Below are 12,190 nucleotides of genomic sequence, written 5' to 3'. Positions count from 1 at the left end.
AATAGAATGCGTCCCAGAAAGCTGCGGTGGTGGTGGAATTGGTAGACACGCTACCTTGAGGTGGTAGTGCTTTCGGGCGTGGGGGTTCAAGTCCCCCCTTCCGCACCAAGCTTAATAACCAGTAAGTTTGGTGTTGCAGTGATTGTTGATGCGGGATGGAGCAGTCTGGTAGCTCGTCGGGCTCATAACCCGAAGGTCGTTGGTTCAAATCCAGCTCCCGCTACCATTTGATTAAGGTGCAACTTAATCAGGCAAATGTAAAGAAAACTTCAATTGACTTTTTTTTATATTTGTATATACTTTTTGCACGTTGATGCGGGATGGAGCAGTCTGGTAGCTCGTCGGGCTCATAACCCGAAGGTCGTTGGTTCAAATCCAGCTCCCGCTACCAAGTTTCTTAAAGGAGGCTCACAGTAAGGTGGGCCTTTTTGCACAGTGGGCAATGCTTTTCTGTGTAAAATAGGGGCGATTTACGCCCTTTTTTATTGGTTGTTTGGCTGTCGTGTAGTGTCGATATGAGTCGTATGGCGTGATCAAGAACATCATGCTTCACTATACGGGATTGATTGGCTCGCATGAGAGCAACGAGAGTAAATGAAATTATCAAATAAATCTCAAGCATTATATGATCTTATCGCACCAGCTGTGGCTGCCTGTGGTGTAGATTTATGGGGGATTGAGTTCCTGCCACAAGGTAAACGTTCTTTATTACGCATTTTTATTGATAAACCGATTGATGAGAGTGCTGAACCTGTCCTGAATGAAGAGGGTGAGGTTGAACAAGGGCGTGGCATTGGTGTTGAAGACTGTGTTCGCGTGACGCAACAGGTTGGTGCAATGCTTGATGTTCATGATCCAATTTCAGGTGAGTATGGCCTAGAAGTATCCTCACCAGGTTGGGACCGTCCATTCTTTCAGTTGTCACAAATGTCTGGGTATATTGGGCACCAGGTCGCTTTACGACTCATTGCTGCCGTTGAGAACCGTCGTAAATTTCAGGCAAAACTGCTTTCCGTTGATCTGGAAAATGAAATGATCCAGGTTGAAGTGGATGCTAAGCATATGCTTGAAATCGATAGTAATAATATTGATAAAGCAAACTTAATCTATCAAGACTAATATTAACTTAATTGTATAAGAAATCGGTAGGTGACTTATGGGCCGTGAAATTCTTACCGTTGTAGAAACGGTTAGTAATGAAAAAGGTGTTAGTCGTGAAGCAATCTTCCAAGCCCTAGAGCAAGCGCTGGTTGCGGCAACGAAGAAAAAGTTTTACGACGGCACACACTCGGAAGAAGCTCAGCTTCGAGTTGAGATTGATCGTAAAACAGGCGATTACCGCACGTTCCGTCAATGGACTGTCGTTGCGGATGAAGATCATGAAATGCCTGCATGTCAGGATGCCATCTCTGATGTAGACCCATCGAAGTGGTCAATTGGCGATGTGCGTGAGCTGGAAGTTGAATCGATTGAATTCGGTCGTATTGCAGCGCAAATTGCCAAGCAGGTGATTGTGCAAAAGATTCGTGAGGCAGAGCGTGCATTGGTTGCAGATGCTTATGAGTCGAAAGTGGGCGAGCTGATTTATGGTGAAGTGAAAAAGCAAACCAAAGATGGCTTTATCATTGACCTTGGTGACAATGCTGAAGCGTATTTGGCACGTGAAGAAACCATTCATAAAGAGATTTTACGTCCTAAACAACGTATTAATGCCATTTTGTATAGCGTCAACCGTGAAGGTCGTGGTGCGCAATTATTATTGTCACGTGCACGTCCTGAAATGCTGATTGCCCTGATGAAGAAAGAAATTCCAGAAATTTCTGAAGAAATCATTGAAATTAAGGCGGCAGCGCGTCAGCCAGGTGTTCGTGCTAAAATTGCAGTGAAAACCAATGACCATCGTATTGACCCTGTGGGTGCTTGTATTGGGATGCGTGGTACACGTATCCAGGCGGTACAGCAGGAGTTGAATGGTGAGCGTATTGATGTTGTGGTGTGGTCTGATGACCCAGCGCAATATATCGCAAGCGCATTGGAACCAGCTGATGTATCTGGAATCGTCCTTGATGAAGATGCACACAGTGCGGATATCATTTTCGCCACCAATGACCAGTTGGCGCGTGCCATTGGTTCGCAGGGGCAAAATGTTCGTTTGGCATCGGAATTAACGGGTTATAAACTCGACATGATGCTGGAAGAAGAGTATCGTGCTCGTCAGCAAAATGAGGCACAGCAATATCTGGATATGTTTATGTCCCGTCTCGATATTGAAGAAGATTTGGCTATGGCTTTGGTCGAAATGGGCTTCACTGCTCTGGAAGAAATTGCCTATGTGCCAGCTGAGACATTTGATGAAATCGAGCTTGAGGCTGATTTGGTCGAATTGCTGCAAAGCCGTGCAAAAGAGGCTGCTTTAACCGATGCGTTAAAACAGCAGGAAAATATTCAAGAGCCAAGTGCGGAACTTCTCGGTATGGATGGTATGACCACCGAGATTGCCTATGCATTGGCGGCGCGTGGTGTGGTTACGATTGATGACTTGGCGGACCAAGCGACTGATGATATTTCAGATATCGAAGGCTTGGGCCATGACAAGGCAGGTCAATTAATCATGAAAGCACGTGAATCATGGTTTAACTAGGAGATAATAGATGACGGACAAGTCGATTCAAGAGTTAGCGCTCAGCGTAGAACGTCCTGTAGAGAAACTCCTGGAACAGGTTCGCGATGCAGGTCTACCACAGCGTAAAGCAGATGACATTATTACCACTGAACAGCAGGATACTTTGGTTAATCACCTGAAAAAAGTACATGGTCAGGGCGGTGGTAACACAGGAAAAATTGCGTTGAAACGTACAACTACCCACACAGCCAAAGTCACCAGCACTTCGGGTAAAGCAAAAAGTATCAATGTTGAGGTGCGTAAAAAGCAGGTTTTTGCCAAGCCAAATCCAGAGCAGATCGCTGCGGAAGCCAAAGCACGTGCTGAAGCTGAGGCGAAAGCCCGTGCTGAGCAAAAAGGGCGTGAAGAAGCGGATAGCAAAGCTCGTATTCATGGTGAACAAAAAACCAATGCGACTTTGGAAGCCATGCGTGCAGCACATACTTCTGAAAGTGCTTCACAAGCTCCTGCAAAAACCGCAGTTGTGGTGAAAAAACGGGGTAGTGACAAGGTGATTAAAGCACCTGTTGTTAAGCCAACAGAAACACCTGAACAGAAAAAAGCCCGTGAAGCAGAAGCAGCCAAGTTAAAGGCGACTGAAGAAGCTGTACGTCGTAAAGCTGCAGAAGAGGCGCAGAAGCGTACGCTGGAGCAAATGCGCCAGATGGCTTCGAAATATTCAAATGATGATGCAACCACAACCATTCGTGTGATTGATGATTCACCTTTAGCCGCTGGACTTGTTGGTCAGGCGTATGAAGATTCTTTCAACAAGGAAGACCGTGAAATCAAGCGTGGCGGTGCAACTGCAAATCCACGTGCAAGCAAGAAAGGTGGTCGGGGTGGCGATGCCCAGGCGGAGCAGAGCTTTAGCAAGAGCCATCATAAGCGTGGCTTGAAAACCAGCCAGTCAAACAAACATGGTTTTGAAAAGCCTGTTAAGAAACAGATTTATGATGTAGAGATTGGTGAGAAGATCATCGTTGCCGATCTTGCACAAAAAATGGCGGTTAAGGTTCGTGAAGTCATCAAGACCCTGATGAAGATGGGTGAGCTTGTGACCCAGAACCAGGCCATTGAACAGGATACAGCAGTTCTTGTGGTTGAGGAACTAGGGCATAACCCTGTTCTTGTTTCTGATACGCAGGCAGAAGATAACTTGCTGGTTGCGGCTGAAGAGGCGCGTGGTGAGCAAACTACTCGTCCACCAGTGGTAACGATCATGGGTCACGTTGACCATGGTAAAACATCGTTACTGGACCGTATCCGTCGCTCTAAGGTGGCAGCGGGTGAAGCGGGTGGTATTACCCAGCATATCGGTGCATATCACGTTGAAACTGAGAAAGGCATTATTACTTTCCTCGACACACCAGGACACGCGGCGTTTACATCAATGCGTGCACGTGGTGCAAAAGCGACTGATATCGTGGTTCTCGTGGTTGCGGCTGATGATGGTGTGATGCCACAAACTGCTGAAGCAATTGACCATGCGCGTGCAGCAGGTACACCGATTATTGTTGCCATCAACAAGATGGATAAAGAATCAGCGGATCCAGATCGTGTATTAAATGAATTGACCACTAAAGGTATTGTGCCTGAGGAGTGGGGCGGTGATGTTCCGATTGCAAAAGTTTCGGCACACTCTGGTGCGGGAATTGATGAACTACTTGACTTGATCTTGATTCAGTCTGAACTGATGGAGCTTAAAGCTTCAGCAGAAGGTGCAGCACAAGGTGTGGTGATTGAAGCGCGTGTTGACAAAGGTCGCGGTGCAGTAACGTCAATTCTTGTACAAAATGGTACCTTGAATATTGGTGATCTGGTTCTTGCTGGTTCCTCTTATGGTCGTGTACGTGCGATGGTTGATGAAAACGGTAAGCGTATTACGTCAGCAGGCCCTTCGATTCCAGTTGAAATCTTAGGTTTACCTGATGCACCAATGGCGGGCGATGAAGTACTTGTCGTGAATGACGAGAAGAAAGCGCGTGAAGTTGCTGATGCTCGTTCAGACCGTGAACGTCATAAGCGTTTAGAGCGTGCAAGTGCAATGCGTCTTGAAAACATCATGGCGTCTATGGGTAAAAAAGATGTTCCTTATGTGAATGTTGTACTCAAAACTGATGTGCGCGGTACTTTAGAAGCATTACATGTTGCACTTGATGAACTTTCTACTGATGAAGTGAAAGTCCGTATCATTGGTTCAGGTGTTGGTGCAATCACTGAGTCAGATGTAACGCTAGCTGAATCTTCAGAAGCAGTGTTGTTAGGTTTCAACGTGCGTGCAGACAATACGGCCCGTCAAAAATCTGATCAGGATGGCATCGATATTCGTTATTACAGCGTGATCTATCATTTAATTGATGATGTAAAAGCTGCAATGAGTGGTAAGCTTGCACCTGAACACCGTGAAACAATTCTGGGTGTTGCAGAAGTACGTGAAGTGTTCCATTCAAGTAAGTTTGGTGCAGCAGCTGGCTGTATGGTGCTTGAAGGTGTATTGCACCGTAATAAACCGATTCGCGTATTACGTGATGACGTGGTGGTATTCCAAGGTGAACTTGAATCTCTTCGTCGTTATAAAGAAGTGGTTGAAGAAGTTCGTGCTGGTATGGAATGTGGACTTGCAGTCAAAGGCTATAAAGACATCAAAGTTAAAGACAAGATCGAAGTCTATGATGTTCAATTGATCAAACGGAGTCTTTAATGGCGGGTAGCCAACGCTTAAAGCGCATGGCGGATTCAGTACAACGTGAGTTGTCTGAGCTGATCCGTCAAGAGCTTAAAGATCCTCGCTTAGGTGGTCTGGTGACCATCTCTGCGGTGAAAGTCAGTGCAGACATGGGCTATGCTGAAGTTTATGTCACTGTGATGGGACGTGAACTTGGTGATGAGCAAAGTGAAGTCGCAAATAAAGAAACTTTGGATGTATTGAATAAAGCTTCTGGTTTTTTGCGTCATGAGTTGAGCCGTCGTATCAAGACACGTATTACGCCAAGATTGCGTTTCCATTACGATAAAACCAATGCTTATGGCAACTATATGTTTGGTCTGATCGCGGAAGCTGTGAAAGATCTGCCTCAACAAGGGCAAGACGATAAAGAATAAGTTCTAAAAGAAAGCCACCTTCGGGTGGCTTTCTTTATAGATGAATAATGTTATTAAAAAAGACCAACTATAGTTGGTCTTTCTTTTCTGTATTACGATGGTAACGTTGCCATGGTAGCGGACGATTTAAAGCCTCTGGTACATCACCGCTGGTTGAACGCAAACGTAAATGAATTGCAGCTTGTGCCATTAAATTTGCAGATACTGGAGCAGTAATAAAGGCAAATAAAGTAATCAATAATTCAGCAAAACCGAAACGACCTTGAGTCGCTCCAAATATCATAGCTGCAATTAAAAAACTTCCTAAGCCTAGCGTACTTGATTTAGTCGGTGCATGCAGACGCATAAATAAGTCGGGTAAGCGAATCATTCCGATGGAACCTACGAGCATGAAAAATGCACCAAAGATCAAAAAGAACGAAATGATAATCTCAAAAATTATTTGCATAACCACTCTCCTTAATCAATCACATGTCCAGTGGTGAAGTAACGGGCAAGTGCGGCTGTGGATACAAAGCCAAGCATTGCAACCAATAGGGCACCCTCAAACATATTGTTGCTGACCCAGTAAATACCCAGCACCACAACCAAACAGGTGGCATTGAGGAACAGTGTATCCAATGCGAGCAGACGGTCAATCACAGACGGGCCAATAATCAGGCGGATGAGGCAAAGGAACATGGAGAGGGTAATGGCAATTAGACCAATACCCAGCGCATACGGTAAAATCGTCATTTACTTGCTCCCTTGTTCAGCTTTACATCAAAGATTTCAATCAAAGGCATTTCATAGCGCTTTTTAATATCCTGAATATCCAGCTCGGTATCATCTGTGCTGAGTGCGTGAACGAGGATATCCCCCCGTTCCTGATCAATCCCTGCTGAAACAGTTCCAGGAGTAGTGGTAATGATCATCGCCAGCAAGGTGTTGATCTGTTCATGTTCCGTTTCCAGTGGCACGCGATACCATTTCGGGTGCAGATGATCCAGTGGACCCAGCACCAGTTTGGCAATACGAAAATTTGAAACGATGATATCCCACAGCACCACAAACACCAATCTGATCGCAGGCAGCCAGTGAATGTGGGGGGTTCTGGCAATAAAGGGACGTACCAGACGGGGAATGACAATGGCCAGTAATAGCGCCATTAAAATGTCAGTCGGGTCCACACTGTGCGATAGCATCAGCCAGCTCAGAAATACCAGAAATGACACAAAGGGATGGGGGAGCCAACGGTCAAGCAAACTTATTTTTTGCATGTCAGTGTTCCTCCATTGGCTTTAACTGGGTTGAATTTGGAACTGTCGGTGTGTCCAGTACTTGTTCAGCAATCTGGCGCTGCTTGTATTCTGAGATATGTTCACCCTGTAGAGTGGCTTTGGAAATAACATCGGGAATCAACAAAGCATTATGATCCTCAACTTCGCCGCCATATTTAGTTTCAGGCAGATAGGCTGGATCAAAAGGTTGTACGCTGATGACGCGACCCTGTGCATCTGTTTTTAAAATGGCCTGATTGTAGAGCGCATGGTTCTGGATTTGCTGTGCAGTCAATACGGTATAGGTCTGGATTGGTGATGCAAACACGACATAAGCCATCAGCCCTGCCAAAATGATATAAATGGCTGTGTCATTACGGTTGGGTGCATAGGCTGGCAATCCCTGATAAGTTTGATAGGCTGCTTCATTCGGGTCAATTTCAGGTGGACTGGCACGCCAGAACAGAATGAAACCCACACGGGTCAATGCAAGAATACTCAGTAGGCTAACGATCAGGATAATGGCGATAATCCAGCCCTGATACGCCGTTTCAGCGGTGGCCTGTAAAATAAAGACCTTACCCAGAAAGCCACTAAATGGTGGTAAACCTGCCATCATCATTGCTATCAGGAAATAGGTCAGTGCTGCTGCCTTTTCATTCTTGATTTTGGGTGCAACTTTCAGGTGATCCTTGAACATGCCGCGTTGGGCGGTAATCCAGCCACAGAACAGATAGAATGCAGCGGCAATCAGGGTACTATGCACCAGATAATACAGACCCGCTGACCATGCCTGTGTGTTGAACATGGCAATAGCGATCAGCAATGTACCCACAGATGACAGCACCATGAAGCCAACAAAACGACGCAGCCGTTCTGCACCAATTGCACCAATCACCCCATAAATCGAAGTGATCAGGCCAATCAACAATAGTGTGTTTTTAAAAATGCTTTGTGCCATGGCATCGTCAAACACTGTTCCATTAACACGTAAAATCGCATAAATCCCAACCTTGGTCATAATGGTAAATAGGGCGGCAACAGGTGTGCTGGCAACCGCATAGGTCTTTGGCAGCCAGAATCCGACAGGCAGCATTGCGGCCTTGATGCCAAACACTACAAACAGCAGTAAGCCACCTGCAATTGCCAGCTTGTGCTGGTCATCGTCCAGTGTAGGCAGGATACGACCCACATCTGCCATATTTAGGCTGCCAACACTGCCATAAATCATGCCCAGACCAATCAGGAACAGGGCGGATGCCAGTAGGTTGATGGTGACGTAATGGATACCCAACTGGAATCTTTGACGACCCTGACCATGTAGTAACAGTACATAGGAGGCCATTAACAGGATTTCAAAGAATACAAACAGGTTAAACAGGTCACCTGTCAGGAATGCGCCACAGACTCCCATGAGCAGGAAGTGGAACATGGTGTGGAAATAGCGTCCGCGGGTGTCCCAGTTGTCGCTGGCATACCAGATTACGGGAATGGCCAGTGCATAGGTCAGCACCAGCATAAAGGCCGATAAGCGATCCAGTACCAGTACAATACCAAACGGGGCAGACCATTCGCTGAGCTGGTAAACACTAATCTGTCCTGTACTGGCAATCATCAGGTAACTGATGGCAGTCAGCAGACCCAGAATCGCGGAGGTGAGGCTGATGCTACGCCGCCAGGGTTGTCGCCAGTCCTGTTTTAATGAACCTGCCCCAGGGTTACCCAGTAGCAACAGCATAAAGCTGGTCAATGCTGGAATCAGGATACTGATGATTGGAGTGTGAGTCTGCCAGAAAGTATTCAAGTCAAACATTATGGCTCATCCTCACGTGGGTCATAGGTCAGGGTCGGCTCTTCCTTGGAGTCGACATGATCATTTCCCGATTCATAACGGCTGCGTAGTGCCAGTTGCACAACAAAGGCGGTGGTGGCAAATCCAATCACGATTGCGGTCAAAACCAATGCCTGTGGCAATGGGTCGGTGACCTTGGTGGTTTCCGTCAAAATGGCGGGAGCATTGACCTGTAAACGTCCCATCGCAAATAGGAACAGGTTCACGGCATAGCCGATCATGGCAAGGCCAAGCACCACGGGAAAGGTTCTGGCACGCAGGATGAGGTAAATCCCTGTGGCGGTGAGTAGACCAATTGCCGAAGCCAATAAAAATTCAAGGCTGATCATTTATTTGTCTCCATTGGGAATAGGGCCAGACATGCTGGAGTGACGTGAGTCTCCCAGTACCGAGATCAATAACATGGTCGCCCCGACGACTGTGATATATACCCCCAGATCAAAGGATGCGGCGGAGGCAAGATGCATTTTGCCCAGTAAGGGGGGTTCCACATAAATGTGCGCGCTGGTCAGGAATGGACGTGACCAGAACCATGCCGCAATACCTGTCAATCCTGCAATGGTCAATCCTGAACCAATCCAGATTTCATAGAGACGACCAGACCGAGCTCCAATCATACGTTCAGCCTGTTCCTGACCCAACACAATATATTGAATGATCAGTGCCATCGCGGTAATCAGTCCCGCGATAAAACCACCACCTGGATAGTTGTGTCCACGCATGAAAATATAGGTGCTGACCACCAGTGCAAGCGGCAGTATCCATGATGCGGTAATACGTAACATTAAGGGTGAGGGATTAAAGCGATAGGTGAGTCCCTGGGTCATGGTGGTGCCATGCGCACGCATACCATCCATCAAACAGAGTGCACCAATGGCAGCAATGCCCAAAACGATAAGTTCACCGAAAGTATCGAAAACACGGAAATCGACAAGGATGACGTTGACCACATTCGAGCCGCCACCTAGAGGAATCGACTGTTGCATAAAGAACCATGAAATTGAATTATGGTCACGGGTTAAAATCAGCCAGCTAATCCAGCCAATTCCCAAACCACCTGCAATGGCCAGACTGGCATCGCGCCAGCGCCGTGAGCGACTGGATTCATAAGGAGTGAGCTGTGGCAGCAAGGATAGACTCATCAGCAGCAACACAGTGGTCACGATATCAACCGTAATTTGGGTCAGGGCAAGGTCTGGCGCTGACAGGGTAATGAATACCATGGTGACCACCAGACCCACTGCCCCACTAATCAACACGGCCTTGATGCGTTCATGGTGGAACCAGAGCATCATCCAGCAGCCAGAGAACAGAGTGAGCCACAGTACAATTGCCACCCACGGTGCATGGGTCAGTTCGCGTGTACCTGTGGTTAAGCCTTGGTTGAACAGTGGCAAGCCAACCATGAAAATGCTAAACAGCACAATCCAGAGCAGGTAGCTTTGCAAGGAGCCATTTTCAGTCGCCTGCTTAATCTTACGGCTGTTGAGCAACAAATGTTTTAGAAATAAATCAAATAAAATTCGGCCCTGAAAGCGTCCAAACGAGGGATCAAGGTCGATTTTACGCAGTCGCCCCTGTTTGGCTAGGGCAAAATAGAACAGCGTTCCACCGATCAGTGCAATCAGGCTCATGACTAAAGGAGCATTAAAACCATGCCAGATGGCAAGATGGACACCCTCAAAATTTGGCTGCATCAGGCTGGCTCTGGTGACACTGTTGACCAGCGTGCCCGCAAGCAGGGCAGGGAAAATACCCACCAGAATACATAAAGTCGCAAGGATAATTGCAGGCAGTCGCATACCAAGTGCTGGTTCATGGGCATCCTTGTTTGGAACGTTTTTACCTACCACACCATCAAAAAACACGCCATGTACCAAACGAATCGAATAGCTGACCGCAAATATTCCCGCCAGGGTTGCCACAATGGCCGAGACCACCATCACTGGGCCAGAGAGGTTTGCCAATAACTCAGTAAAGAACATCTCTTTGGAAATAAAGCCATTGGTCAATGGCACGCCCGCCATGGAGGCGGCGGTGATCATGGTCAAGGTTCCCGTAAATGGAAGCAGTGCCCAAATCCCACTCAGTTTGCGTAAATCCCTTGTACCTGTTTCATGGTCGATAATGCCCGCAATCATGAACAAAGCCGCCTTAAAGGTGGCATGGTTGATGATATGGAAAATGGCCGCCGCAACCGCAAGCGGGGAGCCCATCCCAAGCAGGCACACAATCAGGCCCAAATGGCTGATGGTGGAGTAAGCCAATAAGCCTTTTAAATCTTCTTTAAAAATGGCAAAACCTGCTGCCATACACAGCGTAAACAGACCGACAAAGGTGACAATGTTGTGGTACATCGCGGCACCAATAAAAATTGGGGCTAAACGTGCCAGCAGGAAAATCCCCGCTTTTACCATCGTTGCAGAGTGCAGATAGGCTGAAACTGGGGTGGGTGCAGCCATTGCATTGGGTAGCCAAAAGTGGAATGGAAACTGTGCACTTTTGGTAAATGCACCCAGTAAAATCAGTAATAGGGTCGGTACAAACAGGTGATGCTGTTGAATGGTATCTTTCATCAGCACCAGTTGATCAATTTCATAGGTTCCCGTGATCTGCCCAAGCAGTACAAAGCCCCCCAGCATGGCAAGGCCGCCCATACCTGTAAGGGTTAGGGCCATGCGCGCACCACGCTGTGCGGCATCGTACTGGCTCCAATAACCAACCAGCAGGAAAGAGGAAATACTGGTCAGCTCCCAGAACACCAATAATATGATCAGGTTGTTGGAGAGCGAGATGCCCAGCATGGCTGCCATAAACAGCATCAGCAACAAATACAGTTTACTCAGTGAGTTTTTGGGACTGAGGTAGAAATAGGCATAAATATAAATGAGCGTACCGATACCGCTAATCAGCAGGCCAAACAATAAACCGAGCGCATCCAGACGAAAACTCAGGTTGATGCCCAGTTGTGGCAGCCAATCCCAGCTTTGCAGCAGAGTATTGCCCTGAAGAACCGTTTCTGCCTGGGTCAGAAGTAAAATAAAACAACTCAGGCTGATGCCAATCGCCCCAAGTGCCGTCACGCCCCGTGAAATACGTTGCAGTTGTGAGACAAGGGTGGTGCCGAGTATGAGCGGTAATAAGATAATAATCGGTAGCACACTGGTATCCATATTGATGATTTAGGTCGGGAGACCTAAGGATGAACTTTCTTTCAGGATTCACAGGCACTCACGGAGAATACCAAAACTTCAAATCCAGAAACCCAATCAAGTGAACAGGGCAGCCACAAGTTGTATTGCACAACTTGAA

10 protein-coding genes and 3 tRNA genes are annotated in these 12,190 nt (G+C 47.1%); 7 read left to right on the top strand and 6 right to left on the bottom strand.

The features are described 5' to 3' along the window. Positions 1-23 precede the first annotated feature (23 nt). From F973_RS13285 to F973_RS13255, 7 genes are all read left to right on the top strand, one after another. Positions 24-108: transfer RNA gene (locus F973_RS13285), tRNA-Leu, on the top strand. A gap of 41 nt (positions 109-149) precedes the next feature. Next, positions 150-226 (top strand) — tRNA-Met (locus F973_RS13280). An 88-nt stretch (positions 227-314) separates the two neighbouring features. Then, a tRNA-Met gene (locus F973_RS13275) sits at positions 315-391 on the top strand. A 203-nt stretch (positions 392-594) separates the two neighbouring features. Beyond that, positions 595-1,119 (top strand): ribosome maturation factor RimP, encoded by a 525-nt coding sequence (gene rimP, locus F973_RS13270; protein ID WP_004762281.1) that lies wholly within the window; start codon positions 595-597, stop codon positions 1,117-1,119. Between the two features lie 37 nt (positions 1,120-1,156). Then, positions 1,157-2,641: a transcription termination factor NusA gene (gene nusA, locus F973_RS13265; RefSeq protein WP_004674409.1), complete on the top strand. Its 1,485-nt coding sequence runs from the start codon at positions 1,157-1,159 to the stop codon at positions 2,639-2,641. Positions 2,642-2,651: 10 nt separating this feature from the next. After that, a complete protein-coding gene (infB, locus tag F973_RS13260; protein WP_004762280.1) occupies positions 2,652-5,366 on the top strand; it encodes a translation initiation factor IF-2 in 2,715 nt (904 codons plus the stop codon). Beyond that, positions 5,366-5,767: a ribosome-binding factor A gene (locus tag F973_RS13255; RefSeq protein ID WP_004680697.1), complete on the top strand. Its 402-nt coding sequence runs from the start codon at positions 5,366-5,368 to the stop codon at positions 5,765-5,767. Before infB ends, F973_RS13255 begins: the two co-directional genes overlap by 1 nt. Positions 5,768-5,834: 67 nt before the next feature. On the opposite strand, the gene F973_RS13250 is transcribed toward F973_RS13255, so the two are convergent. Genes F973_RS13250 through F973_RS13225 form a run of 6 tightly spaced genes read right to left on the bottom strand, consistent with a single transcriptional unit; the run spans position 5,835 to position 12,051 of the window. After that, positions 5,835-6,215, bottom strand: coding sequence for a Na+/H+ antiporter subunit G (locus tag F973_RS13250; protein ID WP_004762278.1), 381 nt, complete (start codon positions 6,213-6,215; stop codon positions 5,835-5,837). 11 nt (positions 6,216-6,226) lie between these two features. Continuing rightward, complete coding sequence (locus tag F973_RS13245; RefSeq protein WP_004680695.1) at positions 6,227-6,502, bottom strand: monovalent cation/H+ antiporter subunit F; 276 nt, start codon at positions 6,500-6,502, stop codon at positions 6,227-6,229. Then, positions 6,499-7,026 carry a Na+/H+ antiporter subunit E gene (locus F973_RS13240; protein ID WP_004762276.1) on the bottom strand — a complete coding sequence of 176 codons (528 nt, stop codon included), beginning with the start codon at positions 7,024-7,026 and terminating at the stop codon, positions 6,499-6,501. The genes F973_RS13245 and F973_RS13240 overlap by 4 nt, the downstream gene beginning before the upstream one ends. Position 7,027: 1 nt before the next feature. Beyond that, positions 7,028-8,839, bottom strand: coding sequence for a monovalent cation/H+ antiporter subunit D (locus F973_RS13235; RefSeq protein ID WP_004762274.1), 1,812 nt, complete (start codon positions 8,837-8,839; stop codon positions 7,028-7,030). After that, positions 8,839-9,207: a Na+/H+ antiporter subunit C gene (locus tag F973_RS13230; RefSeq protein ID WP_004674421.1), complete on the bottom strand. Its 369-nt coding sequence runs from the start codon at positions 9,205-9,207 to the stop codon at positions 8,839-8,841. The genes F973_RS13235 and F973_RS13230 overlap by 1 nt, the downstream gene beginning before the upstream one ends. Continuing rightward, positions 9,208-12,051, bottom strand: a complete 2,844-nt coding sequence (locus F973_RS13225; protein WP_004762272.1) for a monovalent cation/H+ antiporter subunit A — start codon at positions 12,049-12,051, stop codon at positions 9,208-9,210. It abuts the gene before it with no gap. Between the last annotated feature and the right edge of the window lie 139 nt (positions 12,052-12,190).

This window comes from Acinetobacter sp. CIP 102129, assembly GCF_000368305.1.
Classification (GTDB): Bacteria; Pseudomonadota; Gammaproteobacteria; order Pseudomonadales; family Moraxellaceae; genus Acinetobacter; species Acinetobacter parvus.
This window is presented reverse-complemented; position numbering and strand designations above follow the sequence as displayed.